This window comes from Streptomyces sp. NPDC044002, from assembly GCF_056434525.1.
The window spans coordinates 63,634-87,489 of record NZ_JBWKEZ010000031.1 but is presented as its reverse complement, the minus strand read 5'-3'; the positions used below and the strand labels follow the sequence as shown (position 1 = coordinate 87,489).

24 protein-coding genes are annotated in these 23,856 nt (G+C 73.6%); 13 read left to right on the top strand and 11 right to left on the bottom strand.

Annotation, left to right across the window (positions count from 1 at the left end):
• Nucleotides 1-222 precede the first annotated feature (222 nt).
• The 3 genes from AC07A6_RS23095 (at nt 223) to AC07A6_RS23085 (ending at nt 2,228) form a co-directional block, all read left to right on the top strand.
• Complete coding sequence (locus AC07A6_RS23095; RefSeq protein WP_478778334.1) at nt 223-1,323, top strand: serine hydrolase domain-containing protein; 1,101 nt, start codon at nt 223-225, stop codon at nt 1,321-1,323.
• A gap of 216 nt (nt 1,324-1,539) precedes the next feature.
• Nucleotides 1,540-1,815 (top strand): isoamylase early set domain-containing protein, encoded by a 276-nt coding sequence (locus AC07A6_RS23090; RefSeq protein ID WP_362460210.1) that lies wholly within the window; start codon nt 1,540-1,542, stop codon nt 1,813-1,815.
• 119 nt (nt 1,816-1,934) lie between these two features.
• A complete protein-coding gene (locus AC07A6_RS23085) occupies nt 1,935-2,228 on the top strand; it encodes a WhiB family transcriptional regulator (protein WP_362460207.1) in 294 nt (97 codons plus the stop codon).
• A gap of 20 nt (nt 2,229-2,248) precedes the next feature.
• Here the strand turns inward: AC07A6_RS23085 and AC07A6_RS23080 are convergent, their stop codons facing one another.
• Both AC07A6_RS23080 and AC07A6_RS23075 read right to left on the bottom strand, forming a co-directional pair.
• Complete coding sequence (locus tag AC07A6_RS23080; RefSeq protein ID WP_478778333.1) at nt 2,249-3,397, bottom strand: SAM-dependent methyltransferase; 1,149 nt, start codon at nt 3,395-3,397, stop codon at nt 2,249-2,251.
• Between the two features lie 71 nt (nt 3,398-3,468).
• Nucleotides 3,469-4,761 (bottom strand): MFS transporter, encoded by a 1,293-nt coding sequence (locus AC07A6_RS23075; RefSeq protein ID WP_478778332.1) that lies wholly within the window; start codon nt 4,759-4,761, stop codon nt 3,469-3,471.
• A 61-nt stretch (nt 4,762-4,822) separates the two neighbouring features.
• On the opposite strand from AC07A6_RS23075, the gene AC07A6_RS23070 reads away from it, so the two are divergent.
• Nucleotides 4,823-5,818 carry an ArsR/SmtB family transcription factor gene (locus AC07A6_RS23070; RefSeq protein ID WP_478778331.1) on the top strand — a complete coding sequence of 332 codons (996 nt, stop codon included), beginning with the start codon at nt 4,823-4,825 and terminating at the stop codon, nt 5,816-5,818.
• A gap of 28 nt (nt 5,819-5,846) precedes the next feature.
• On the opposite strand, the gene AC07A6_RS23065 is transcribed toward AC07A6_RS23070, so the two are convergent.
• The 3 genes from AC07A6_RS23065 to AC07A6_RS23055 all read right to left on the bottom strand — a co-directional run bounded on the left by AC07A6_RS23065 (nt 5,847) and on the right by AC07A6_RS23055 (nt 7,941).
• Complete coding sequence (locus tag AC07A6_RS23065) at nt 5,847-6,641, bottom strand: hypothetical protein (RefSeq protein WP_478778330.1); 795 nt, start codon at nt 6,639-6,641, stop codon at nt 5,847-5,849.
• 159 nt (nt 6,642-6,800) lie between these two features.
• The gene (locus tag AC07A6_RS23060) at nt 6,801-7,655 is read right to left on the bottom strand and encodes an endonuclease/exonuclease/phosphatase family protein (RefSeq protein WP_478778329.1); all 855 of its coding nucleotides are present in this window, start codon (nt 7,653-7,655) and stop codon (nt 6,801-6,803) included.
• 94 nt (nt 7,656-7,749) lie between these two features.
• The gene (locus AC07A6_RS23055) at nt 7,750-7,941 is read right to left on the bottom strand and encodes a DUF6381 family protein (protein ID WP_362460190.1); all 192 of its coding nucleotides are present in this window, start codon (nt 7,939-7,941) and stop codon (nt 7,750-7,752) included.
• Between the two features lie 371 nt (nt 7,942-8,312).
• Between AC07A6_RS23055 and AC07A6_RS23050 the strand changes: the two genes are divergently transcribed.
• Together AC07A6_RS23050 and AC07A6_RS23045 are read left to right on the top strand one after the other, a co-directional pair.
• Nucleotides 8,313-10,514, top strand: a complete 2,202-nt coding sequence (locus AC07A6_RS23050) for an endonuclease (protein ID WP_478778328.1) — start codon at nt 8,313-8,315, stop codon at nt 10,512-10,514.
• An 82-nt stretch (nt 10,515-10,596) separates the two neighbouring features.
• The gene (locus AC07A6_RS23045; RefSeq protein ID WP_478778327.1) at nt 10,597-11,310 is read left to right on the top strand and encodes an NAD(P)H-binding protein; all 714 of its coding nucleotides are present in this window, start codon (nt 10,597-10,599) and stop codon (nt 11,308-11,310) included.
• Between the two features lie 40 nt (nt 11,311-11,350).
• Here the strand turns inward: AC07A6_RS23045 and bla are convergent, their stop codons facing one another.
• The gene (bla, locus tag AC07A6_RS23040) at nt 11,351-12,268 is read right to left on the bottom strand and encodes a class A beta-lactamase (RefSeq protein WP_478778326.1); all 918 of its coding nucleotides are present in this window, start codon (nt 12,266-12,268) and stop codon (nt 11,351-11,353) included.
• Between the two features lie 242 nt (nt 12,269-12,510).
• On the opposite strand from bla, the gene AC07A6_RS23035 reads away from it, so the two are divergent.
• Nucleotides 12,511-12,792, top strand: a complete 282-nt coding sequence (locus AC07A6_RS23035) for a hypothetical protein (protein ID WP_478778325.1) — start codon at nt 12,511-12,513, stop codon at nt 12,790-12,792.
• 483 nt (nt 12,793-13,275) lie between these two features.
• On the opposite strand, the gene AC07A6_RS23030 is transcribed toward AC07A6_RS23035, so the two are convergent.
• The gene (locus tag AC07A6_RS23030) at nt 13,276-14,448 is read right to left on the bottom strand and encodes an amidase (protein WP_478778324.1); all 1,173 of its coding nucleotides are present in this window, start codon (nt 14,446-14,448) and stop codon (nt 13,276-13,278) included.
• Nucleotides 14,449-14,494: 46 nt separating this feature from the next.
• Nucleotides 14,495-15,343, bottom strand: a complete 849-nt coding sequence (locus tag AC07A6_RS23025) for a MurR/RpiR family transcriptional regulator (RefSeq protein WP_386274495.1) — start codon at nt 15,341-15,343, stop codon at nt 14,495-14,497.
• A gap of 74 nt (nt 15,344-15,417) precedes the next feature.
• On the opposite strand from AC07A6_RS23025, the gene AC07A6_RS23020 reads away from it, so the two are divergent.
• Nucleotides 15,418-16,272, top strand: coding sequence for an EamA family transporter (locus AC07A6_RS23020; protein ID WP_478778341.1), 855 nt, complete (start codon nt 15,418-15,420; stop codon nt 16,270-16,272).
• Nucleotides 16,273-16,306: 34 nt separating this feature from the next.
• Here AC07A6_RS23020 and AC07A6_RS23015 read toward each other — a convergent pair whose 3' ends face one another.
• Nucleotides 16,307-16,681 carry a VOC family protein gene (locus tag AC07A6_RS23015; protein ID WP_362460170.1) on the bottom strand — a complete coding sequence of 125 codons (375 nt, stop codon included), beginning with the start codon at nt 16,679-16,681 and terminating at the stop codon, nt 16,307-16,309.
• 297 nt (nt 16,682-16,978) lie between these two features.
• On the opposite strand from AC07A6_RS23015, the gene AC07A6_RS23010 reads away from it, so the two are divergent.
• From AC07A6_RS23010 to AC07A6_RS23000, 3 genes are all read left to right on the top strand, one after another.
• Nucleotides 16,979-17,791 (top strand): M15 family metallopeptidase, encoded by an 813-nt coding sequence (locus AC07A6_RS23010; RefSeq protein WP_478778323.1) that lies wholly within the window; start codon nt 16,979-16,981, stop codon nt 17,789-17,791.
• 146 nt (nt 17,792-17,937) lie between these two features.
• Nucleotides 17,938-18,789 carry a caspase family protein gene (locus AC07A6_RS23005; protein ID WP_362460157.1) on the top strand — a complete coding sequence of 284 codons (852 nt, stop codon included), beginning with the start codon at nt 17,938-17,940 and terminating at the stop codon, nt 18,787-18,789.
• A 96-nt stretch (nt 18,790-18,885) separates the two neighbouring features.
• Nucleotides 18,886-19,926, top strand: coding sequence for a CinY protein (locus AC07A6_RS23000; RefSeq protein WP_478778322.1), 1,041 nt, complete (start codon nt 18,886-18,888; stop codon nt 19,924-19,926).
• Nucleotides 19,927-19,984: 58 nt separating this feature from the next.
• Here AC07A6_RS23000 and AC07A6_RS22995 read toward each other — a convergent pair whose 3' ends face one another.
• Complete coding sequence (locus tag AC07A6_RS22995; RefSeq protein ID WP_362460151.1) at nt 19,985-20,647, bottom strand: deoxynucleoside kinase; 663 nt, start codon at nt 20,645-20,647, stop codon at nt 19,985-19,987.
• A 424-nt stretch (nt 20,648-21,071) separates the two neighbouring features.
• Between AC07A6_RS22995 and AC07A6_RS22990 the strand changes: the two genes are divergently transcribed.
• On the top strand, nt 21,072-21,554 hold the full coding sequence (locus tag AC07A6_RS22990; RefSeq protein WP_362460410.1) for a DedA family protein: 483 nt from the start codon (nt 21,072-21,074) through the stop codon (nt 21,552-21,554).
• A 25-nt stretch (nt 21,555-21,579) separates the two neighbouring features.
• On the opposite strand, the gene AC07A6_RS22985 is transcribed toward AC07A6_RS22990, so the two are convergent.
• The gene (locus AC07A6_RS22985) at nt 21,580-23,103 is read right to left on the bottom strand and encodes an FAD-dependent monooxygenase (RefSeq protein WP_478778321.1); all 1,524 of its coding nucleotides are present in this window, start codon (nt 23,101-23,103) and stop codon (nt 21,580-21,582) included.
• Between the two features lie 87 nt (nt 23,104-23,190).
• On the opposite strand from AC07A6_RS22985, the gene AC07A6_RS22980 reads away from it, so the two are divergent.
• Nucleotides 23,191-23,826 (top strand): TetR/AcrR family transcriptional regulator, encoded by a 636-nt coding sequence (locus tag AC07A6_RS22980; protein WP_478778320.1) that lies wholly within the window; start codon nt 23,191-23,193, stop codon nt 23,824-23,826.
• Nucleotides 23,827-23,856: the final 30 nt, after the last annotated feature.

Sequence of the window (23,856 nt, the reverse complement as noted above, 5' to 3'; positions counted from 1 at the left end):
CCGCAGCCGTCGGCGCCCACCGCGCCCAGGGTCCGGGGGGTCCGGGGAATCCGGGGCGGGGCGCAACCTGACGATCCGCCATGTGTCAAGGGGGGTGGCTGCCCTGCTGTTCGGGGGGCAAGCTCAATGATCTTGCGTCGGCGCGCTGGCAGAGTCGTCGTCAAGCGACTGACACGCCCGCAAGGGCCCACGACCCGGGGGAAGCTCATGTACCGCAGGCCGATGTACCGCAAGCCGATCGCCACCGCAGTCCTGCTCGCCGCAGCGGTCATCGGGGCGACCGTCCCCGAGGCGGCGGCCCGGCCGGCCGACCCGGTGCAGGGACAGCTGGACCTGCTCGTCAACAGCGACGGGGTCCCGGGCGCGCTGGCGTACGACGGCAGGACGACGCGTACCGCCGGCGTCGCGGACACGGAGTCGGGCCGGCCCATGGCCGACGAGCGGGGGCGGATCCGGCTGGCCAGCAACACCAAGGCGTTCACCGCGGCAGCGGTGATGCGCCTGGTGGCGGACGGGCGCGTCGGACTCGACGACCGTGCCGGCCGCTGGGTGCCGCAGCTCGCCGAACGCCCCATCACGATCCGGCAGTTGCTCAAGCAGACCAGCGGACTGCCGGAGTACGCCGTGCTGGCCGACTGGACCCGGCCCGCCACGCCCGAGGAGTACCTGGCCCTCGCGCTCAAGGAGAAGCCGGTCTTCGAGCCCGGCACCGACTGGGGGTACTCCAACACCAACTACCTGGCACTCGGCATGGTGATCGACAAGGCGTCGGGGGTCGGCTTCCGGACGTACGTCGAACGCACGATCCTGCGCCCGCTCCACCTGGACGACACCTACTGGCCCGCGCCCGGCGAGCTGGCGCTGCGCGGACCGCACGCCCGCAACTACGGCGTCCACCCCGCCGCCCCGCAGGCCGGCCGGGTGGACGTGACCGAGCTGCCCGGTTACGAGTTCGGCGCATCGGGCGGGCTCGTCTCCACGCCCAAGGACCTCAACGCCTTCTGGGACGGGCTGTTCGGCGGCCGCCTCCTGCCCGCCTGGGCGCTGCGCCAGATGACGCAGGACACCACCGACATCGGCGGCCGCGACGTCTACCCGGCGGGCAGCCGGTACGGCTACGGCATCGCTTCGATCCCGCTCAGCTGCGGCGGCGTCTACTGGGGCCACGGCGGGGACCTGCCCGGCAACTCGGTGGGCGGGGGCCGCGCCACGGCGGGCCGCGGGACCGTGACCGTGTACACCACGACCTGGGCGGGCGAGGGCGAGAGCCTGCGCCACCTCCAGGGCGCGGTGGACGCGGCCCTGTGCCGCGGACGTCGCTGACCACCGGACGGTCCACACCCGCCGACGGCCTCCCGGGCGGCACCGGGTGCTGCGAGGATGTCCGTCATGGAGGGGCCCGCGGCCTTTGGGCCTCCACTTGGCCCTCCGGCCCGTCCCCGGGCGGGTGACCTCCGCGGGCTCCCAAGGCGCCTGCGGGCCGGAGGGCCGCCGGGGGACGAGGATGCGGCGTCCCCGTCTTCTCCCCCGGAGGTCTCGATGCTCGAACGCAAGCAGCTCAAGGGCCGCACCAAGATCACCTTCATCCTGCCGGACGACGTCCCGGACGGGCCGGTCAGCGTCGTGGGCGACTTCAACCACTGGAACCCCGCCGCCCACCCCCTCACCACACGGGGCGACGGCACCCGCGCCGCCACCGTGGCCCTCCCCGCCCACAGCGCGCACTCCTTCCGCTACCTCGCGGCCGGCGACTACTGGTTCGACGACGAGGCCGCCGACGGCCACGACGGCACCAACGGCCGTCTCCACACCTGATGGCCCGCCTCGTCCCCCGGCCTCGGCGCCGCACGGGTGCATGAAAGCGCGTATGCCGGTCATACGCGTGGCACAGCGCGGCCACGACCGGCCGCCCCTGCCGGAAGGACGCCCAGCCCGTGAGCGACATCTCCCGAACGGACGAACCCTTGCCGCCGCGACACCCCGGGCCGCTCGACGGGCCGTGCCGCACGGCCGCGCGGGACGTCTTCACCCGGCGTGCCCACGAGCACGCCGCAGCCGCCCGGGAGCGCGAGGAGGCGGCCAAGGCGGTCTGCCGGGGCTGCCCGGTCCGCGTCCCCTGCCGCCGGCACGCCCTGGCCGGACGGGTCCCGCACGGTGTCCGGGGCGGTCTCACGCCGGATGAGCGCCGCTCCCTCCTGATGGACGCCGGGTCCGGACGGCCCCGCTGACGCCCCGACGGGTCCCGCGGTCAGCCCGCGGGGCGGACGAGCAGCAGGGCCGGCTCCCCCGCCACCCGGGTCAGGAACACCGTCACCGCGCCGTCTCCGCGGGGGGTGGCGTCCCGCCCGAGCTCCGCGGCCTCGGCGGCGCAGCCGTACTGGCGTACGGTCAGCCCGCCCGCGCCGGGGGCGGCGGGGTCGTACGGCAGGACCCCGGTGATCTCGTAGGCCGTCGCGAACGGGGTGGCGTGCGCCTCGTCCGAGGTGACGCAGGCGGGGACGGCCGCGTCCAGCAGGCCTCCGCCGACCTCCTCGGCCAGCTCGGCGACCAGGCCGGCCCCGACGACGGCCGCGTCCGCCTCGTACAGGTAGCGGCCGGGCGGCCGCACGGCCGGGGCCGGCAGCCCGCGTCCGGTCAGCGTGGCCCCGCCGGGCAGCAATGTGGCGCGGCGCGGGACGCGTGCGGCCGTGCCGGGCTCCCCGTACCACCACAGGACGGCTTCCTGCACCTCCCCCTCCCAGGAGATCCACTCGGCCTCGTCGGCCCCGCAGCCCTCCGGCACGCTCCCGTACGGGACGTCCGGACCCAGCCGGACCGCCCCCGCCCCGACCCCGCGGACGGTCTCCAGCGCCCACGTCAGCGACGGCACCGGGTCCTGCGGGCCCGGCCCCGCGAGGTCGACGAAGACGGCCTCGCCCCACGGCTCGTGGACCGTGAGGTCCTTCTGCTCGATCCAGATCGTGGCCTGCGCGTCCAGGGCCGCGGCGTTGGCCGCCGTGACGGCGACGTTCAACGGATCGCCGTCGACGGCCGTGACGGCGTGCGACCACCCCAGCACGAGGGCGTCGGCCCCCACGCCCAGGGGGAACACGTCCAGGAACACCACGCCCATCTCGTCCAGCACCCGGCCCAGCTTGTACTCCGCCACCTCCCGGTGGGAGGCGTGGTCCAGGCCGTCCCGGGTGAAGTACATCCGCTGCGCGTCCGCCCCGAACTTGGCCTCCGCGTCCCGCCGCAGCCGGACCTGCTCGACCGCCGCCGCCACCAGCTCCGCGGGGTGGTCCCGGCGCAGCGCGGTGAGCGTGGCGGGCCAGGTGGCCGGGTCGGGGTCGCGTACGGCGGCCAGCACCGCCTGGCCCTCGTCGGTCAGCAGGGCCCGGAACGTGTCGAGATCCATCCGCGCATCCTCGCAACCCCGCCGCGGCGGCGTACGGGCGGGCCCGGACACGGTGCGGGCGGTGCACGCCGTCACGCACCGGCGTCGAGGGTGGTCATCCGCCGGACCGGCGACAGCGCGATCGGGATCCACACGCAGGCCAGGCAGGCGGCGGACACGCCCAGGGCCCACCGTACGCCGACGGTCGCGGCCAGCGCGCCGGCGGACGCGGAGCCGAGCGCCACGGCGCCGGTGAACAGGACCCGCATGGTGCCGTTGACCCGGGCCATGAGGGCGGCGGGGGTGACCTGCTGTCGGAACGTCATCATCAGGACGGAGTCGAAGCCGACCTTGAGCAGGACCAGCGCCCACCCCGCAGCCGCGAGAGGGGCGGGGACGGGCCGGCCGAGCAGGGGGATCGCGGCGGCCAGGGGAGCGGCGGCGACCCCGACGAGGAGGACGGCCCGGCCCGCACCGAGCCCGCCGGCCAGCCGGACGGCGCTCAGGGCGCCGATCAGGCCGCCGACTCCTCCCGCGCCGAGGAACATCCCGAGCGTCCCCCCGCTCCATCCGAGCTCGGACAGCACCAGGACGGGGAGCAGGGTCATCACGCCCGCGACGCCGATGTTGACCATGGAACCGGCGAGGACCACGGTACGCAGGACGGGCTGCCGCACGACGAACGAGACGCCCTCGCCGATCTCCCGCACGAGGCGCCGCCGCGGGGCGTCACCGGCCGGGCGCTCGTGCGCCGTGAGCGTGCAGAGCCATGCCGCGGACCACAGGTATCCGCCGGCCATCACCAGCAGCACCACGGGCGCGCTCAGCAGTCCGGCCGCCCAGCCCGCCAGGGGCGGCCCCGCGATGACCGCCGCCTGGGTGATCGTGGCCAGGCGGGCGTTGGTTCGGGCCAGCAGGGTTCCGGGGGCCAGGTCCTTGACGAGGCTCTGGGCGCCCAGGTCGAAGAAGACCGTCGCCACGCCCTGGACCAGCACGGCCACCAGCAGGTGGCCCATCGTCAGGCACCCGAGCCAGGCGGCGACGGGCACCGTGATCAGCGCGCCGGCCCGCACCAGGTCCGCGCCGATCATGACCGGCCGGCGCCGTACCCGGTCCAGCCAGGCGCCGACCGGCAGTCCCAGGACGACGAAGGGCAGCGTCAGCGCGGTCCGCAACAAGGACGTCCCCTCCGCTCCCGCGTGCAGAACGGTGACCGCCGTCAGCGGAACGGCCACCTGGCCGATCTGTGCGCCCCACAACGCGACCGCCGACGCGGTGAGATACCGGCCGCGGTCCCGTGGCAGGACCGCGGGTCCCGCCGTGGCTGCTTCCTGAGCTGTCCGAGCTGTCTGTGCCGTCTGTGCCGTCTGTGCCGTCTCTGTCATGCCGGGCAGCCTCCGGGAACGCACGGCCCGGCCCCATGGATTCACGCTAGGGTGAATCCTCGTGCCCGCACTGACCCTGTCCTTGAGTACGGCCGACCTGGGCCGACTGCGCTGGGCGGTCTCGCCGGCCTGGGAGTTGCTGGCGTCCGTCAGAACACTGGCCCGGCCGGCCGGCCATGCGATCCACATGCCCTGGCTGTCCGCCCACCGTCACGACCCGCTGCTCACCGGGCCCGGGCCGTCCGCGGCACGCGACCTCACCGCCGGCCCCGCGAGCCACCTGCCCGGGTTCCTCGCCCCCACGCCGCTGTCGCCCCTCACCGCGCTCGACGACGAACTCGACGAGGTGCTCCGGACGCCCCCGGACGTCGTGCGCCGTGACGTGGCCGCCGTGTTCGGCGAAGACCCGCCCTCCGGGCTGGCAGCGCTGCTCCGCACCCCCCGGCGCGGACTGGAAGCGGTCGTCACCGACCTGCGTCACTACTGGCAGCGCGCGCTGGCCCCGGCCTGGCCGAGGATCCGGGCCCTGCTCGAGTCCGACATCCACTACCGGGCGCGCGCGCTGACCGAGCGCGGCCCCGCGGCGATGTTCGCCGGCATCCACCCCGACCTGGCCTTCGACGAGGCCACCGCGACCCTGCGGATCGCCGGCCTGCGGTCGGTACCGCCCGATCCGCACCGCTCGCTGGAGGGACGCGGCCTGGTCCTCGTACCGTCGGCCTTCGCCTGGCCCCGGCTCTACTCCAAGACGTCGCAGCCGTGGGTCCCGGTGATCCGGTATCCCGTCCGAGGCATCGGAACCCTCTGGGAGTCCCCCAGCAGCGCCGCCGGCACCGCGGACCTGGCGGCGGCGCTCGGCGCCACCCGCGCCACGCTCCTCGGCCTCCTGGAAACCCCCGCCGGCACCCTGGAACTCGCCGGCCGGACCGGCCTGGCCCCGGGCGGGGTGTCCGCACACCTGCACAAGCTCACCCGGGCCGGCCTCGTCGCACCCCACCGGATCGGACGCGTCGTCCTCTACGCCAGAACGGCCCGGGGCGAGGCCCTGTACCGCTGAGACCGGCCGCGACGGGGGCGGCGGGTGCCTATCGACCGCTGTAGTTCATGAACCAGTGGGTGTCGAAGTAGTGGGCCATCGTGAACGGGTGGTCCGGGTCCAGGAGGATGCGGCAGACGAACTCCGCGGTGGAACAGTCGAAGGGGACGATCTCGCCGTCGAACGTCTGGACGGTGACGGGCCAACGGTCGGGATCCCCGTCGTCGATCCGCCAGCAGTACAGGTTCTCGTGCTCGGTGCCCGCCCAGATGAGCAGTCCGTCTTCCCTGAGGTCCGTCCAGGGCTCCTGGTTCAGGCCGAGGTACCCGTCGAAGGCGCCTTTCCCGAACGTCTCCACCATGCGCTTGTAGTCGCCGGGAAGACGCGCACCCACGCGCGCCTCGGCCGGTCCCCAGTCAAGGCCGGGCCGCCGCGGGGGCATGTTCCAGCCGGTGATGGCGATGAGCAGGTCGACCCAGTCCTCGTCCCGGCCGGGCACCCCCGCGGGCACCCCCACTCGCCGCGGCGCGGTCGCCAGCACCGGGAAGACGTCCCCGTGCGCGTCCTGTGCGGTCCCCGCACCGATCCACTGGTCGCCGTATGCCCAGGCCATGACGGTCTCGCCCCGGCCTTCGAGGAGGGGGAGGAGAGGACCGGCCCCGCGGGCCTCGTCCACGCCCGGGTCCGTGGAGCCGTCCAGGACCAGGGTGAGGGGTGCCCCGTGCCGGTCGGCCAGCCGTTCGACGAGTGCCTCGGGGTCGATGTCCTGCGACAGGTACAGAAGCCCGCTCGGTCCGGTGAGCCGGGCCAGCAGGTCGTTGAGCAGCGCGTGGGTGATTTCCATACGGGTCAGGAAAGCGCACCGCACCGACAACGGCCCCACGCCCCTGCTTCGCACGGTACCTCCGAGCGGGATCCGGCCAGACCGGAGAGGGCCTTCGCCAGGGATCCGAGCGCCGAGCCGGTCGACACCCCGGTCGGGAGGCTGCAGCCGCTGGGCTTCCTAGGACGGGTCCAGGTCGGTGTGCAGGAGGTGGTGGTCCGAGTACGGGCTGGGGTGGACGCCGTGGGTGCGCGGGGCGGTGCCGCGCAGGAACACGTAGTCGAACTTGAGGTTCCAGTCGGTGGTGGCCGCGCAGGCGCCGGCTCCGGCGGCCGAGGGGCGGCAGCCGGGGTCCGTGTCCGTGGCCAGGGCCCAGATCGGGCCGAGTTCGGGCGCGTACGGCACGGCGTTGAAGTCGCCGAGGACGATCGCCCGGTCGTGGCGGGCGACTTCCGCGGCGAGCACCCGCACCTGGTCCGCCCGCACCCCCTCCTGCCGGCGCTGGGCGAGGTGGGTGTTGAAGACGCGGACGGGCCGGCCGCCGACCAGCGTGGTGACGGCCAGGTAACCGCGGTCCTCGGAACCGCCGTCGGGGTATTCGACGCTCACCCGGTCCGTCATCGGCGCCGCCGACAGGATCGCCTGGCCGAAGCCGCCCGGCCGCCACGGCAGCCCCCCGCAGCGGTTCCAGTTCCGCAGGACCGGGCCGTACGCGACCCGGTAGACCAGTCCGTAGACCTCCTCCAGGTACCCGCGTATCTCCTCGACGTCACGTACGCACGCCTCCTGCAGGCCGATGACCTGGGGTGCGTACGTGGCGATCTCCGTCGCCCGGCCGAAGTTGAGCCCGCTCCCGCACGGATTGCAGAGGTTCCACGTGCCGACCCGGTCCGGTACGACCTCCTCGGCGGCTCCGATCGGCAGCGGCCTGGCGAGGGGAAGGCCGCGGCTCGGTGCGCCGGGGCCCAGGAGCAGCACCATGCAGACCGCGGTCAGCGCGCCCGCGGCCCACCGCGCGCCCCTGCTCAGCACCATCGCCTCCCCGGAGTGGACGCACATCATCACACGCCGCCCTCGACGCGCGATCGAGGGATCCGCCCCGGCGGGCTACAGGCGGACTGCAAGCGGGCTACATGGGGTCCATCGTGGCGCTCTCCGGGCCGTGGCGCTCTTCGAGGTCCTTCCGGATGCGCAGGGCCTTGTCCATCAGTCCCTGGCGTTCGGCGGCGTCGGCGGACTTGTTGGCCGCCAGTTCGAGCGCCTCGGCCTGTTCACGCATGCGCCGGGCCTGCTCGCCGGTCCGGCTCTTCTCGGTGGCCATGGGGTCTCCTCCGGGTGGGTACGGGGCTGGACCTCCACTCAAGCACTCTCGGCGCCCGTGCGCTCCGGGCTCGTGGAGGGGTGGCCGCCGCCCGGCCGGACGGCGGAATGACGGGGCCGGCGGGCCTCCGGGGCGCGGCGGAACGGGCGCACGGGCGTCGCGTTTGAACACGTTCAATCACGCATCCGGGCCGGCCGGCCCGGATGTTCGCCGTCCCCGGGATCGGAGAAGGCTCAAAGATTGACGCCACAACCACCCAGGGGCGTCCCCCTGTTCGGCCGGGCGGGCCCCGGGCCCTGTGCCCATACTGGAACGAGGGGAGGAAACGGGACGTCCACGCGCGGAAGGTGCGGCCGAGGAGGCGAGCCGAGATGTCAGTGGAACAGTTGTCACAAACCGGCACGGGCTTCATCGAGCAGATGGAGAAGGCCAGCCGGCGCTACACGGCCCGTGCCGCCGAACGTGACGGCCACAGGGAAGCGCTGGAGCGGCACGGCATCCTCCATGCCGACACCCGGGAGCGGGTGAGCAGCCGCCTCAGCCGCCTGGGCGTCGACTGGGCCATGGCCACGGCCGTCGAACGGACCCCGGGGACCGCCACCACCGGTACCAGCCTGGATCTGGACCGCGAGTTCGTCAGCACCGACCTGCTGACGCTCGAACGGTTCATGGGCCGCAACGACCTCATCGGCATCGACTACCTGGAGGGCGGATTCCTCGCCGCACGCCCGGTCGGCCGGATCACCGTCCGCGGTCCGGGGTCGACCCTCCACGGAACCGGCTTCCTGGTCTCCCCCTCCCTGCTGATGACGAACAACCACGTGCTGGCCTCCGCCGAGGAAGCGGCCGCCGGAGTAGTCGAGTTCGACTTCCAGGCGGGCGCCGACGGGCGGCCGCTGGTCCCGGTCGTGTTCCCGCTCGAACCGCAGCGCTTCTTCCTCACCCACCGCGAGCTGGACTTCACCGTGGTCGCGGTGTCCGCACGCGCCCGGGACGGACAGCCGCTGGCGTCCTTCGGGAGGCTCCCCCTCAAGGAAGCCCAGGGCAAGGCCGTCATCGGGGAGCTCGTCAACATCATCCAGCACCCCAACGGCGAACCGAAGCAGCTCGCCCTCCGCGACAACCGGATCGTGGACGTGCTGGACGACTACCTGCACTACGCGGCCGACACGGCGCACGGCTCCTCGGGCGCCCCGGTGTTCAACGACCAGTGGGAGGTCGTGGCGCTGCACCACTCGGGCGTGCCCCGCAGGGACCGCGACGGCAACGTGCTGGCCGTGGACGGCGGCATCTGGCATCCGGCCATGGGAGAGCACCGGGTGGACTGGAAGGCCAACGAGGGCGTACGCGTCAGCCGCATCCTCGGCATGATCCAGCAGTTCCCCCTGTCCGGCGCCGCCGCGGCCCTCCGGGCGGAACTGATCGCGGCCGGCTCGTCCCCGCACACCGTGGAAGTCCCGCCGTCGGCCGTCCTGGCCGGCCGGACGAACGGCTCCGCGCCCCATGTCACGCCGGCGGACCACGACGGTGAGCAGCACGCCGCTCCAGGGTCCGTCCGCTGGACCGTCCCCCTCCACATCAGCGTCAGCCTCGACGCCGAGGCCCTGCGGCAGGGGACGGCGGTACCGGACCCGGCAGCGGCACCTCCCGCGGCCGCCTCGTCCCACGTCGGGGCGCCCGCCGGAACCGGGTACGCCGACGGCCGGTCGCCCGCCGAGCGGGACCTGGCCGCCGCCCTGGCCAACCTGGCGGCCTCCCGGACCCGTCCCTACTACGACCAGGCCGCCGACCTGGCGGCACGCGAGGCCTACTACGCGGGCATCGGCGCCGGCGACCCCACCGCGCTGCGCCTCGCGCTGACGCAGCGTCTGGAGGCGACGCACGACCGCCGTCCGGCGTACAAGCCGATGCGCCTGCTCTACCCGTGGGTGGACCTGCACCCCGACGAGAAGCTCCACGGCATCTACTCGGACAACGCCTTCGCGCCCGAGGAGCTGATCGCTGCCGACGCGGCCGTGGAGGCGGCACGCAGCGGACGCTGGCAGGAGTTCATGCTCCTGGAGGGCGCACCCGGCCCGGACGCCATCGAGGCCGAACTCGACCTCCTGGAGGCGTCCTTGCCCTTCAACTGCGAACACGTGGTGCCCCAGTCGTGGTTCGCCAAGAAGGAGCCGATGCGCGGGGACCTGCACCACCTCTTCGCCTGTGAGTCGACGTGCAACAGCTTCCGCGGGAACATCCCCTACTTCGACTTCCCCGACTTCGACGAGGCCGTCCGGCACAGCTGCGGGCGCCGGGAGGCGGGCAGGTTCGAGCCCTCGGCGGGCAAGGGGCCGGTCGCCAGGGCGACGCTCTACTTCCTGCTGCGCTACCCGGGCAGGATCGGCGACGAGGCGCGCGAACTCCAGCGGGACGGCCTGCGGATGCTGCTGGACTGGCACCGCGACCATCCCGCGGACCTCTACGAGCAGCACCGCAACGCGGCCATAGCCGAGATGCAGGGCAACCGGAATCCGCTGATAGACCACCCGGAGTGGGCGGAGCAGATCGACTTCGCGGGCGCCTGGCCCTGAAGGGGCCCCCGGCACGAGCGGTCCCCTGTGACATGCTGCGGGGACTCCGGCGGACCGGCCGCCGGCGGCGGAGAGGACTCCCATGACCCGCAGCGCGCTCCTGGTCGGAGCCACCGGACTGGTCGGCGGACAACTGCTGGTGCGGCTGCTGCGCGACCCGCGCTACGACCGTGTCACCGTGCTGGCCCGCCGCCCGCTCGGCCTCGAACACCCGCGGCTGGACGCCCGGGTGGTGGACTTCGCCAAGCTGGGGGCCGACGACCTGCCGTCCGGGCCGGGCGGGAGCGACGTGTACTGCGCGCTGGGCACCACCATCCGGCAGGCCGGCTCTCAGGAGGCCTTCCGCGAGGTGGACCAGCACCACACCGTGCGGGTGGCCGCACTGGCCCGGGAGGCGGGCGCCGAGCGGATCGCCGTCGTCTCCTCGGTCGGCGCCGGATCGGGCAGCCGGGCCTTCTACCTCCGGGTCAAGGGGGACATGGAGGCGGAGGTGGCGGCCCTGGGCTACCCGCAGACCGAGTTCTTCCGGCCCTGCTTCATCCTCGGCCGCCGTGCCGCTCAGCGCCGGAGCGAGGGGCTCGGCGGCTCCGCCGCGGCCGTACTGGCCCCCCTGCTGGCCGGGCCCGCCCGCCCCTACCGGCCGGTGCAGGCGGGCCGTCTGGCCGCAGCCATGATCGCCGCGCTGGCCGAGGACCGGCCCGGGGTCCGGGTCCGCACCCACGACGACTTCCTGGCCCTCGCCCCGGACGCGAGCGCCGACGCGGGCGCCGACGCGGCCGTCGGCGGGCGGTGCTGACGGGGCGTCCGGTTCCGGGGGCGGGCGGCGCCGGCCCCCGTCAGCGTCCCGGGTCGGCGAACGCCTCGGCCAGGGTCCTGGCCGTCCGGGACACCAGCGCGTCGTCCGCCTTCGCGTCCTGCGCCGGTTTGGTCGTCAGGACCGCCAGGACCAGCGGTGCCCCGTGCGGCCGCCACACGATGCCGACGTCGTTGTTCGTGCCGTAGGAGCCGCCGCCCGTCTTGTCGCCCAGCCGCCACTCGGCGGGCAGCCCCGCCCGGAAGCGCGCGCTGCTCGTCGTGTTCGCGCACAGCCATCCGGTCAGCAGGCCGCGGTCTGCCCGGCCGAGCGCGTCGCCCAGGACCAGCCGGGCGTACGTGCGGGCGATGGCCCGCGGGGTGGTGACGTCGGTGGTGCGGTCCGGTTCGGCGGTGTTCAGCTCGGGCTCCCACCGGTCCAGGCGCGTCACCCGGTCGCCGAGGGAGCGGGCGAAGCGGGTGACGGCGGCGGGGCCGCCGAGTTCGCGCAGCAGCAGGTTGGCCGCGGTGTTGTCGCTGTAGGTGATGCTCACCTCGCACAGCTCGCCGATCGTCAGGCCGTTCGCGAGGTGGGCCGGCCGCTTGGTCCACTCGGAGTAGCCGGACCTCTCGATGTCCGCCTGGGTGTAGTGGATGCGGCGGGCGAGGACCGAGCCGTCGTGGTCGAGGTCGCGCAGGACCGCCGCGGCTGCGAGGGTCTTGAACACCGAGCACATGGGGAAGAGTTCGTCCGGCCGGTGGGTGACGGTGCGTCCGGTGTCCGTCTCCAGGGCGTACACCCCGAGCCGTGCGCCGTGCTCGCGTTCGAGCTCGGCCAGGGCTCGGGCGACCCGGGGGCCGGGCGAGGCCGCCGCGGCGGGGGCGAAGCCCGTGGTGAGTAAGGAGCCGGCGCCGGCGCCGAGGGCGGCCAGCACGGTCCGGCGGGCAGGGGGCGTGGGCATGGGCATGGGGACCTCGTCTTCTTCCGGGTCTTCTTCCGGGAACCTTGACGATCATGACGCAAGGAGCGGATACGGTGGTTCCACCCCGCTTTGCGCCGGTCCCCCGGCGCCCGCTCGTGGGCCGCGGGTCCCGGTCGTACGGTGGTGAGGGGGGACCGGCGCGGGCACGCGCGGCCGGCGAGCCGTACGGGTGCCCCAGGTCCGGTGGCGATGACCGCATGCCGAGAGCAGGTGTATCCCCCTTGCGCACGTCAACCCGTATTCCGGCCCGTATCGCAGGTGTCCTCACCGGACTGGCCCTCGCCGTCGCAGGCGCGTCCCTCGCCGCCCCCGCCGCGCACGCGGACGTCAGGGCCTGCATCAACCAGGTCGAGCGCGAACTCCGCGGCGGCGAGGCCCCCGAGTACGTCCGCACGGCGTGCTCCTCCGGCCTCGGCGGCGACCACGACCGGTGCGTGTCCGGCCTGACCGCGGGCGGCGTCACCAACGGGACCGCGGTCAGCGCCTGCCGGGTCGCCCCGTAACGGCGGCACCGGCCGCCGCGGCCTTGCGGGCCCTCGCCGCACCGCGGGGCGCGGACCTGCGGAAAGGCCGGGCACGGGTGCGGGAGCGGCCGGCGCGGCTACGCTGGAAGAGCGGCCGGCCAGGTGAGCGGCCTTCCGGCCGCCGGGCCCGGTCGTGAGCGTCTCCTCCCCCTCAGCAGACGCCCGCGCCGGGCTTCGGGGTGCGTCCCTCCATTCCGGTGGCGGCTTCGATCCCTCGGCAAGGTCGATGAGTTCCGACACGTCGGGCAGGAGCCCCTCGGGCGCCGCCGCGTCGGGCTGCGGGGGCTGCGGCGGCAGGGGCTGCGGCCAGCAGCTTCGAGTACGCCGTGCACGCGTCCGCCGGTACCGGCGGGTACGGCCATGCGGCCGCCTCCGGGCCATTGGAGGTGTCCGATCGAGGGGATCCCCTCGTGCCCGAGGTCGGGGACGGATACGGCGATGCTGGGACACCGGCCCCGGAGCTCAGGATTCCGAAGGCGGTGCAACACTGCCGGCCGTGGTTCCGCCGGCCCTGACCGCCACGTCGAGGAGCAGGGTGTCGGAGCCGTGGCGGGCGACCAGTTGGAGGCCGACGGGTTCGCCCGCGGGGGTCGTTCCGGCGGGCAGGGTGAGCGCCGGATGGCCGGATATGTTGAACGCCCAGGTGAGGGCCACGCTCATGCGGGGTCCGGGGCCGTCGTGGCCGTGCGGGGGATGGGGGGTGGTGGGGGTGGCGATGAGGTCGAACTCGTCGAAGACCGCTCGCAGGTGCTCGTCGTTCGCCGAGACCAGGCGTTCGGTGCCCGGGCCCGGGGCACCCGCGCGCAGAGCGGTCCACGCGGGGGCGGGATCGTGGAGCGTGACCGGGTGGTCGACGACGTCCGACGGGACGGTGCGGGAGAGCCGGTACAGGGCGCGCCGGGCCGTGTCGGCGACGTCCGGGTCGGTCGCGGCGAAACCCAGGGTGGGGGTCCAGGCCACTCTCGGTGTCCGGGGAAGCGGGAGTGGGGCGGCAGTGGGGGCGACGGCACGGAGGTAGGCGGCGGCGTCCTGCGGGGTGCGGGCCAGCACCCCGGGGGTGTTCAGTCCGGATCGGTCCCGGGAGGGCAGGAGCCCGTTGGTCGGCTTGAGGCCGATGACGCCGCACCAGGCGGCGGGGATGCGGACCGAGCCGGCGCCGTCGGACCCGGTGGCGAGCGGTACGAGACCGGCGGCGACCGCGGCGGCGGAACCGGCTGACGACCCGCCCGGCGACCAGACCGGACCGAGGGGGTTGAGGGTGGGTCCGCGGTCGGTGGAGCCGTAGGTCTGCCAGCCGGTGCCGGCGCGGGGGACGGAGGTCGCCCCGATCGGGACGCACCCGGCGGCGGCCAGCCGCCGGTTCTGGAACGAGTCCGGGCCTTCGCTCGCCTTGACCCCGATCGGCACCCCGGCCAGCGGCAGCCGGACCCCGCGGGCGACCGCCGCGTCGACCTCGGCCGCCGAGGCGCGGGCGGCGTCCGCCCAGAGGGCGGTGAAGGCGCGCAGGGCGCCGTCGCGTTCGGCCGTCAACGCCAGGGCGGTGTCGACGACGTCACGGGCGGTCACCCGGCCGTGGTTGACCAGGCCGGCGATCTCCACGGCGGACAGGGCGGCGTACGGGCGTTCTTCGAGCATGCGGTTCCCCCTGTGGGCGGGCCGCGCCGGGCGTGCGTACCCGGCGTCAGTACGAATGGTCGACCGTGACGTCGGCCGACAGGCGCAGCGCCGCTCGGGCCGGTTCCCCGCGGAGCTCCAGCAGGGTGAGGGCGAGGGCGTCGATCACGGTGAGGTGGGCCAGCCGGCTGGCGACGGTTTCGAGGCCGAACACCAGGTCCTGGCCGCCCGCGACCAGCGTGCGGTCGGCGGTCTCGCTGAGCGGCGAGCGGGCGTAGCTGGTGAGGGCGAGGACCCGGGCCCCGGCCTGCCGGGCGCGCCGGGCGGCGTCCACCGTGCTGCGCGTGGCGCCCGTGTGGCTGACGGCCAGGCAGACTCCGTCGGGGGGCAGCTGTGAGGCGGCCAGTTGCGCGGTCAGCGGGTCGGCGGGCGCGTCGACGGCGCAGCCCAGTGCGCGCAGCCGGTATGCGGTGTCCAGGGCGACCGCGCCGGACAGTCCCGCGCCGGCGACGAGGATCCGGGGAGCCGCGTCGATCAGCTCGGCCGCCGCCCGCAGGTCCCCCGGGGTCACCGTCGCCGCGACTGCGTCCAGGGCCTCCCGGCCGGCGCGGATGGTGTCGGCCAGGGCCCGGGCCGCGGGGTCGCGGTCGCGGGAGGGCTCCGGGGCGGGTGCCTGCCGGGCGGCGGCGATCTTCAGCTCCTGGTATCCGCGGAACCCCAGCCGCTGGCAGGCCCGTACGACGGAGGACGGCGCGGTGCCGGCCAGCGCCGCGACGTCACTGACGCTGAGCCGCACCAGGCCGGCGCCCTTGTCGAGGACGACCTGCGCCACCCGCGCCTCGGTGTCGCGCAGCTCGGACAGGTGGGCCCGGATGTGGGCGGCGAGCCCGCCCGAGGGTGTGGAAGCAGATTCCATGGGTTTACGCTAGCAGGGAATTTCATTCCACCGCCCGTCGTGGGGAGCGCCCCGTGCCCGCAAACCTGCCGTCCATGACGGGCGCCGCCGTGCCCGCCGTCGTCCTCGCCTCGGCGGTGCTGCACGCCGTCTGGAACGGCCTCACCCACGGCCTGCGGGACAAGCTCGCCGGCTTCACCCTGATCAGCCTCGCCTCCGCGGGCTGCGGAGCGGTCCTCGTCTGCCTCGCCCCGCTGCCCGCCCCGGCGGCCTGGCCGTACATCGCCGCCTCGGCCGCGCTGCAGGTCACCTACCAGCTCCTGCTGCTGCGCGCCTATCAGCTCGGGGACTTCGGTCAGATGTACCCCACCGCGCGCGGCACCTCGCCCGTAGTGGTGGCCGTGGTGTCCACCCTCCTCCTCGGCCACTCCCTGGCCGCCGGGCAGGCCCTCGGCATCGCGGTGATCGCCTGCGGACTGGCCGGCCTGGCCCTCGCCGACGGGATCCCCGGCCGCGAGCAGCTGCCGGCACTGGCCGCCGCCGTCGGAACCGGGGTGATGATCGCCTCCTACACCCTCGTCGACGGCAGCGGCGTCCGGGTCTCCGGGAGCGTCCTCGGCTACGTCGCCTGGCTGTTCCTCTGCCAGGGGCTGGTCCTGCCGCTGATCGCCGGGGCCCGCCGGGGCCGCGCCCTGTTCACCGCACTGCGCCCGCTGTGGGGGCGCGGCCTGGCGGGCGGACTGCTCTCGCTCCTGGCGTACGGGCTCGTCGTGTGGGCGCAGTCCCGGGGCGACCTCTCCACCATCGCGGCGCTGCGGGAGACCAGCATCGTCTTCGGGGCCCTGATCGGCGCCGTGGTCTTCCGTGAACGCCTGGGCCGCCGGCGGATCACCGCCAGCGCCACCGTCCTGGTGGGGATCGCGGTGCTCCAGCTGGCGGGCGGTTCCTGAGCGGGCCCGCCACCGGGCGGCGGGGGCGGCGGGCTCAGTGGAGGCAGAGGCAGAAGGGGTGGCCGGCCGGGTCCGCGTAGACGCGCCAGTTGGCGTCCGGGCGGAGCTGGTCCGTCCGCTCCAGTACGGTCGCCCCCAGGGCCAGCGCCCGTTCCTCCTCGCCTTCGAGGTCGTCCACGTCGAAGTCCAGGTGGAGCTGCTGCGGGTGCTGCGGGCTGGGCCACTGGGGCGGCCGGTAGCCGTCCACGCGCTGGCAGGCCAGCGGTGTCCCCTCGAAGCCGTGCACCTCGACCCAGTCCGGGTCGTCGGGATCCGCGACGACGCGGCCGCCGAGGAAGGCGGCGTAGAACTCCGCCAGCCGTACGGGATCGGCGCAGTCCAGTGCGACCGCCTGCAGCTTCCGGATCACTTCCGACACCCTCTCAACTCTGCCGCTTCCGCGGCGCTCCCGTACCGCAGGGTTCGTACCCGTCGCGGGGCCGGGCATGCCCGTCGGTCCGCAGGTTCTCGTCCGCCGGTGCGGCCGGGGCCCGCAGGGGGGGCGAGCCCGCAGCGGTCGACTCCGGACCGTGGACGGTATCCGCCATTCCGGGGTGTTCCGCTGGACAGACCGGAGGGCCGGGGCATACCTGGCGTGGGAGCGGGCCAGTACACGGAGGGACCGGACCATCCGCAGCGGAACCCGCTCAGGTACAGGGAGAACCCGATGACCATGTCGACGACGGCGCGCATCGCCGTGACGGTGGGTGTGACGACCCTGCTCACCGCGGCCTCGACCCTCAGTGCCGCCGCCCAAACTCCGGAGCCCAAGGCTCCCGTGGAGTTCGTGTCGCTGAGCTCCGTCGACCCCACGATCATCCAGGAGATGCGCTACCTGTCGGCCCACAACTTCATCGGCGAGCGGATCGACGGCTACCGGCAGCCCGTCTGCATCCTGACCCGGCCCGCGGCCGAGGCCCTGCACCGGGCCCAGAGGCGCCTCGTGCGCCAGGGGTACTCACTCAAGGTGTACGACTGCTACCGGCCGCAGCGGGCCGTCGACCACTTCGTACGGTGGGCCAAGGACCTGTCCGACGAGCGGCGGAAGGCCGAGTTCTACCCGCGGGTCGACAAGTCGCGCCTGTTCGAGGACGGCTACATCGCCGAGAAGTCCGGGCACAGCCGGGGCAGCACCACGGACCTCACGATCGTCCCCCTTCCGGCGGTCCCCGCGCCCCCGCCGCGGCCGGGGCAGGAATCCGTTCCCTGCTACGCGCCGCAAGCGGAGCGGTACCCGGACAACTCCGCGGACATGGGCACCGGCTTCGACTGCTTCGACACGCTGTCGCACACCGACGACCCCCGCGTGCAGGGGGAACAGCGCGCACACCGCCAGGTACTGAAGACGGCGCTGGCGGCGGAGGGGTTCGTCAACCTGCCCGAGGAGTGGTGGCACTTCACCCACAAGCCCGAGCTGTTCCCGGACACCTATTTCGACTTCCCCGTCGCACGCCGGTCGGTGTCCGGACACCGCCCCTGACGGGCGGCGCCCGCGTCAGCCGAGGACGGAGGGGTCGCCCCTTCGTGTGGCACCCGCGCGTCACCGTGGTAACGGTCTGTCACTTTCCCTAACGTCGACCGGGGCTCGGGTTTCGCCCCCACGGACTCGACGACCAAGGAACGGCCATGCCCACAGGACTGTCCATCCACATCGGCATCAACGAGATCGACGAGACCCGCTACGGGACCAAGGGGGAACTGAAGAACCCCGAAAACGACGCCCTGACCATGCGGGACCTCGCCAAGGCCAACGGGTTCGAGACCGTGGCGACCCTGCTCACCAAGGACGCCACCAGCGAGAAGGTCGTCTCCGCCCTGAAGACGGCCGCCGCACGGCTCACCGGCGGCGACCTCCTGCTGCTCACCTACGCCGGCCACGGCTCCCAGGTCCCCGACAAGAACGGTGACGAACCCGACCGCCGCGACGAGACGTGGGTGCTCTACGACCGGCAGTTCATCGACGACGAGCTGTACGCCCTCCTCGCCACCTTCGCCGAGGACGTACGCGTCCTCCTCCTCTCCGACAGCTGCCACAGCGGTACGGTCTCGCGCGACGTCTCGCACCTCCTCGACGACGCGGAGCTGGTGCGCGCCTTCGACACCACTGAGCCGTCCGAGGTCCGCGCCCGCATCCGCGCGCTGCCGCAGGACGCCCAGTTCCGCAATTACCAGCGTGATCAGGAGCTGTACGACGAGATCCAGCGTTCCGTGCCCGCCCTGGACCTCCAGGACATCCGGGCCGACGTCCTGCTGATCTCCGGCTGCCAGGACAACCAGACCTCCAGCGACGGCGTGGGGCCCAACGGCCTGTTCACCGAAGTACTGCTCAAGACGTGGAAGAACGGGGCGTTCCGGGGAAGCTACTCGACCCTCCACCGCCAGGTCGTCGAGAGCATGCCGTTCTACCAGACGCCCAACATGCTGCAGACGGGCAAGCGCAGCCAGGATTTCGCCTCCCAGGCGCCGTTCTCCATCTGATTCTCGTCCGTCCCTCTAACTACCCGGTGGTAGTCATGTCCTGACCGGCCCGTTCGCCCGAGAGGGGCGCACGGGCCTCGACAAGGGGGACCCATCATGACGATGACGTACCGTCGGAGCAGGCCAGTGCTCTCGGCGCTCTCGGCCGGGATCGCGGCCACCGCGCTCCTCCTGGGGCTCGCCGGACCGGCCGACGCCACCCCGGTACCGCCGATCCAGAACTTCGGCACCATAGACGGCTTCGGACAGAACTCCGAGCACGAACGGATCACGCGCGCGGCGCTCGCCTGCGCACCCGGCACCGCCCCCGGCGCGGCCGGTGCCTGCTTCCAGCCGGCTTCGATCCGCCAGCTGGCGGGGGCGAACGGAACGATGGGGGCCATCGGGGCGCCGGACGCGGACCAGACGTTCACCGAGGCCGCGCACTGCGACGGCGCCGACTACCTGAACGCGCCCGGCTACCCGCGGACCAGGGCGCAGGCCACCTCGGTGCTGCTGTCCTGCATCGCGCACCTCAAGGGTGAGTTCGACCGCGGGGTGGAGAAGGCGGACGTGCTCGTGAACGCCGCGGGCTCCGTCAGCGTCTCCGACACCGACCTCTCCTCCGACTGCACCTTCGTGCTGGGCGTCGCCGGCCGCGGCAAGTGCAACGCCATCGAGGGCTTCGGACGGGCGCTGCACGGCACCGAGGACTTCTACTCGCACAGCAACTGGGCGGACCAGGCGGACAGCAGGTCCGCCATCGGCATCGCCAACCCGCCGGGCCTGGGCCGTACCGGTCCCGCGCCCTTCCTCCGGCTGGCCGCCCCGGCGCCCTCGGCCTCCGACATCCCCGGCGACCTCACGACGGGCTGCTTCAGCCTCAACCCGTGGGGCTGCGGCAAGCGGATCACCCACGGCGTCCTGAACAAGGACAACGGGACCATCGACCCCGCCACGGGGAGGACCACCTCCCCCACGACCGCCAGGGGTCAGGTCGCCGGCAACTTCAACGCCGCCGTCCAGACGGCCATCGCGGACACCCGTGCCCAGTGGGACGGCTTCCGCGGCTCGCTCACCGCGCGCTACGGGACGGTGCGCGGAGAGCGCATGGCGTGCGCGATGACGCACGACGACCCGGCCCGCGACTGTCGCTGACGACGTCGTCGCGGAAGGGGCGCCGGTCCCCTTCCGCGACGGCCGGGCCGGTCCTGCCTCAGACCCTGGACCGGGCCGCGGCCACGGCTTCCCGGACCGTCCGCGCCACGCGGGCCGCGTCGTCGGGGTTGTTCACCACGTCCGTCCGGCTCATGTCGATGACGAGCACCTCGCTGGCCGAGTAGTGCTTGTACACCCAGTCGTCGTAGCCGGACCAGAGCGTCCGGTAGTACTCGACGAGGCTGTCGTCCTGCTCGAAGTCGCGGCCCCGCAGCCCGATCCGGTGCAGCACCGTCTCGAAGTCCGCCTTGAGGTAGACCATGAGATCGGGTGCCTTGCGGTAGGGCAGGCCGTCGATCTCGCGCATCATCTCGTCGAGCAGCCCCTCGTACACCTGCATCTCGAGGGAGCTGATCCGTCCCAGGTCGTGGTTGACCTTGGCGAAGTACCAGTCCTCGTAGATGGACCGGTCGAGGACGTTGTCGCCCTGCTTGTAGGCCGCCTTGATGGCGGCGAACCGCGTCTGCAGGAAGTAGAGCTGGAGGAGGAAGGGGTAGCGCTTCGCCTGGATCTCCTCCGGGCTCGCCGTGTAGAAGAGCGGCAGGATCGGGTTGTCCTCGACGCTCTCGTAGAAGACCTCGCTGCCCAGCTCCTTGGCGATCAGTTCGGCCACACTCGTCTTGCCGATTCCGATCATGCCTCCGACGCAGATCACCGACATACCTCACTTCTCCCTGGGGGTCTTCTGTTCGCGGGTGGGAGGAGCGGTCGGCACCCCATACCCCTGAGACGCACGCAGGCGGTCACCCGATGCCCCCACGAACTTCATGATCAACGCCACAGGGCTCTGAGCCCCGGTCGAGAGTTGTGTGGTTTGCCGCACAGAAGAGCCACCGCCCCGCGGCCGCCTTGAAGCATAAATGACGATTCACTCCACGCCGGACAGGTCACCCGGGCCCGACCCGACCTCCTGATCGCCCCTATGCCCCGCACGCGCGTCCGGTTAGGCTTGCCTTGCCTGGCATGCGAGCGTGCAGGTGAAGACGCATGGAACGGAACGGGCAGAGGCAGGGTGCAGGTGGGATACGGGGACCGGGTTCATGCACGTCGTTCCGGCCCCGGGCGCGGGAAGGGGCGTGGGCGTCGTGGATAAGATCCTGGTCACGGCCGGGGCCCTGTACGCCATCGTCCTGCTGCGCGCCGGAGGGACGTTCGCCGTCGGGTGGCTCGCCGGCGCCGGTGCCCGCCGCAGCAGGTTCGCCGGGCGGATCTCCTCGGCGAAGTTCCGGCGCGCCGAACTCGCGATCCAGCGGTGGGGCGCGCCCGTGGTGGCCGTCTCCTTCCTGACCGTCGGCTTCCAGACCGCCGCCAACTTCCTCGCGGGCAGCATGCGCATGCCGCTGCCGCGCTACCTCCCCGCCCTGTTCGTGGGCGGAGCGGCCTGGGCTCTGATCTACGCGACCGCGGGGCTCGGCGTCCTCGAAGTGCTGGGAAGGCTCTTCGCACAGCAGACAGCCCTCGGAGTGTCCGCCGTCGCCGTCCTCGTCGCCGCGGTGTGCGGGGTGGTGGTGTACCGCCGGAGGCGGGCGGCCCTGTCCACTGGTGGCACCGCGGCCGAGGAATCGTGAGCTTTGCGGACACCCCCTGGGACGCTCACCCGGACGTCCCGTCGCCCGCGAGGCCGGCCGGGCCGAACCAGCGGGTGAGCGTCTCGGTGAGACCGGCGCCGCCGGCCCAGCAGACGTAACCGTCCGGGCGGACGAGTACGGCCTCGGCGTCGGCCCGGCCGGATATCACCCGGGCCCGCACCTGTGTGATCCGGTCGGCCCAGGGGGCCGCGGCGGCGAGCGGGGCGTCGGCGAGGTCGAGGAGGACGCCCCGTCCGGTCCGCGTCAGATCGCTGAACCGGACCCGCCCGCCCTCGCCGAGGTCCAGTTCGACGTCGGGCATGCGCAGGCCCAGCAGCGGATGGGGGGCGGCGTCGGGGGACGGGAGGCAGAGGTCCAGCCCGGCCATCACACCGGCCATGTACCGGTTGGCGTCGGGCAGGCGGAGCAGGTCGGTGAGGACCTCGCGCAGCTCGGCCAGCCCGCCGTCCCGCTGCGGCCCCATGACCACCCCCTGGGCCCGGGTGAGGGCGAGCACCCGCGCGGCGACGGGGTGCCGCTCGGTCTGGTAGGTGTCCAGCAGTTCCTCGCCCACCTCGCCGCGCAGGACGGCGGCGAGCTTCCAGCCGAGGTTGAACGCGTCCTGGACACCCAGGTTGAGCCCCTGGCCTCCGGCCGGGGAGTGGATGTGGGCGGAGTCGCCGGCGAAGAGGACGCGGCCGTGGCGGTACTGCTCCAGCTGCCGGCTGGCGTTGCTGAACCGGGAGGCGTAGCGGATCTCGGCCACGTCGACCTTGCCGCCGTGGGTGGCCTGGAGGACCTCGCGCACCTCCTCCACCGTGACGGGGGCGTCCCGCTCGGCCGTCATGGTCCGCGGGCCGCTGAGGATGAGCTTGTGGAGCCCGTCCGCCAGGGGCGTGATCATCGCGAAATGCCCCTGGGGCGAGGTGTGGATCCGTGAGCTGATGTGCCCGGCGGTGCCGGCGTCGACGTCGCCGGTGAGCACCAGGTCGGCGGTGGCCATGCGGACGGTGGCCGCCTCGCCGGGGAACGCGGCTCCGACGGCCTTGCGCACACTGCTGTGCGCGCCGTCGCAGGCGACCAGGTAGCGGCCCCGCAGGGTCCGCTCGCCGTCCGGTGCCGTCACGGTGACCGTGACGCCCTCGGCGTCCTGGCGCAGGCCCGTCAGCCGGTGCTCCCTCAGCACCTGGCCGCCGAGCGAGGCGAGGCGGTCCTCCAGCACGGCCTCCAGCTGGTCCTGCGGGAGCAGGACGGGGTGCGGGTAGCGGGTGTCCCACGCCGCGTAGTCCAGCGGGACGGGCAGGCCCGCGAAGTGGCCGCCGACGAGCCGGTAGTCGATCGACCGGCCGAGGGTGTCGTCCAGCAGGCCGCGCAGGGCGAGCATCTCCGCGGTCCTGGGCTGGATCGCCCCGGCCCGGGACTGGAGGTTGCGGCCGGGCAGCCGGTCCAGCACGACCGCCGGTACGCCGGCGAGGGCGAGTTCGGTGGCGAGCGTGAGCCCGGCGCCGCCGGCCCCCACGACGATGACACCGGTGACCTGCGCGTTCATGGAGCCTCCTCGGAAGATTCCTTCACTTGGTCGATAACTATACCAGGTGCAACTTTCCCCTCGGTACCCCTTTGTTATCGTGGACGCATGGCTGAGGAACTGGGACTCCGGGAACGCAAGAAGCAGCGCACCCGGCAGACGATCTTCGAAGAAGCGCTGCGGCTGTTCCTGAGCCGCGGCTTCGACGAGGTCTCGATCGCGGAGATCGCCGAGGCGGCCGAGGTCTCCAAGCGCACGCTGTTCTCGTACTTCCCGACCAAGGAGGACCTGGTCCTGCACGTGTTCGCGGACCACGAGGACGAATCGGCCCGCGTGGTCCGCGCCCGCCCCGCCGGTACGAGCCCCCTCGCGGCCCTGCACGCGCACGAACTCGACGCCCTGGCCCGGCAGGACCCCAACACCGGACTCACCTCCGACCCCGAAGCCGTGGCCTTCGCCCGGCTGCTGAGCACGACGGCGAGCCTGAGCGAGCGGCTGCTGCGCTACGCGGGCCACAGCATCGCGGCCCTCGCCGAGGCCCTGGAGGAGGCCGGCGCCGACGAGCTCACCGCCCGGCTCGCCGCGGTGCAGATCGTCACCGTCCTGCGCACCCTGGCCGCCCGCAACAGCGAGCAGGTCCAGGCGGGCCGCCCGGCCGACGAGGTCTACCCGGAGGCCGTGGCCGCCGCCGACCGGGCCTTCCGGCTCCTCGGCTCGGGCCTGGCCGACGCCCTGCCCGCTTAGACGCCCTGCCCGCTCAGGCGCCCTCCCCCG

Excerpts from the sequence above, each read along its gene's own strand:
- AC07A6_RS23095 (WP_478778334.1), top strand. The coding sequence starts at position 223 with ATGTACCGCAAGCCGATCGCCACCGCAGTCCTGCTCGCCGCAGCGGTC.
- AC07A6_RS23090 (WP_362460210.1), top strand. The coding sequence starts at position 1,540 with ATGCTCGAACGCAAGCAGCTCAAGGGCCGCACCAAGATCACCTTCATC.
- AC07A6_RS23080 (WP_478778333.1), bottom strand. The coding sequence starts at position 3,397 with ATGGATCTCGACACGTTCCGGGCCCTGCTGACCGACGAGGGCCAGGCG.
- AC07A6_RS23075 (WP_478778332.1), bottom strand. The coding sequence starts at position 4,761 with ATGACAGAGACGGCACAGACGGCACAGACGGCACAGACAGCTCGGACA.
- AC07A6_RS23065 (WP_478778330.1), bottom strand. The coding sequence starts at position 6,641 with ATGGAAATCACCCACGCGCTGCTCAACGACCTGCTGGCCCGGCTCACC.
- AC07A6_RS23060 (WP_478778329.1), bottom strand. The coding sequence starts at position 7,655 with ATGGTGCTGAGCAGGGGCGCGCGGTGGGCCGCGGGCGCGCTGACCGCG.
- AC07A6_RS23055 (WP_362460190.1), bottom strand. The coding sequence starts at position 7,941 with ATGGCCACCGAGAAGAGCCGGACCGGCGAGCAGGCCCGGCGCATGCGT.
- AC07A6_RS23050 (WP_478778328.1), top strand. The coding sequence starts at position 8,313 with ATGTCAGTGGAACAGTTGTCACAAACCGGCACGGGCTTCATCGAGCAG.
- AC07A6_RS23045 (WP_478778327.1), top strand. The coding sequence starts at position 10,597 with ATGACCCGCAGCGCGCTCCTGGTCGGAGCCACCGGACTGGTCGGCGGA.
- bla (WP_478778326.1), bottom strand. The coding sequence starts at position 12,268 with ATGCCCACGCCCCCTGCCCGCCGGACCGTGCTGGCCGCCCTCGGCGCC.
- AC07A6_RS23030 (WP_478778324.1), bottom strand. The coding sequence starts at position 14,448 with ATGCTCGAAGAACGCCCGTACGCCGCCCTGTCCGCCGTGGAGATCGCC.
- AC07A6_RS23025 (WP_386274495.1), bottom strand. The coding sequence starts at position 15,343 with ATGGAATCTGCTTCCACACCCTCGGGCGGGCTCGCCGCCCACATCCGG.
- AC07A6_RS23020 (WP_478778341.1), top strand. The coding sequence starts at position 15,418 with ATGACGGGCGCCGCCGTGCCCGCCGTCGTCCTCGCCTCGGCGGTGCTG.
- AC07A6_RS23010 (WP_478778323.1), top strand. The coding sequence starts at position 16,979 with ATGACCATGTCGACGACGGCGCGCATCGCCGTGACGGTGGGTGTGACG.
- AC07A6_RS23005 (WP_362460157.1), top strand. The coding sequence starts at position 17,938 with ATGCCCACAGGACTGTCCATCCACATCGGCATCAACGAGATCGACGAG.
- AC07A6_RS23000 (WP_478778322.1), top strand. The coding sequence starts at position 18,886 with ATGACGATGACGTACCGTCGGAGCAGGCCAGTGCTCTCGGCGCTCTCG.
- AC07A6_RS22995 (WP_362460151.1), bottom strand. The coding sequence starts at position 20,647 with ATGTCGGTGATCTGCGTCGGAGGCATGATCGGAATCGGCAAGACGAGT.
- AC07A6_RS22985 (WP_478778321.1), bottom strand. The coding sequence starts at position 23,103 with ATGAACGCGCAGGTCACCGGTGTCATCGTCGTGGGGGCCGGCGGCGCC.
- AC07A6_RS22980 (WP_478778320.1), top strand. The coding sequence starts at position 23,191 with ATGGCTGAGGAACTGGGACTCCGGGAACGCAAGAAGCAGCGCACCCGG.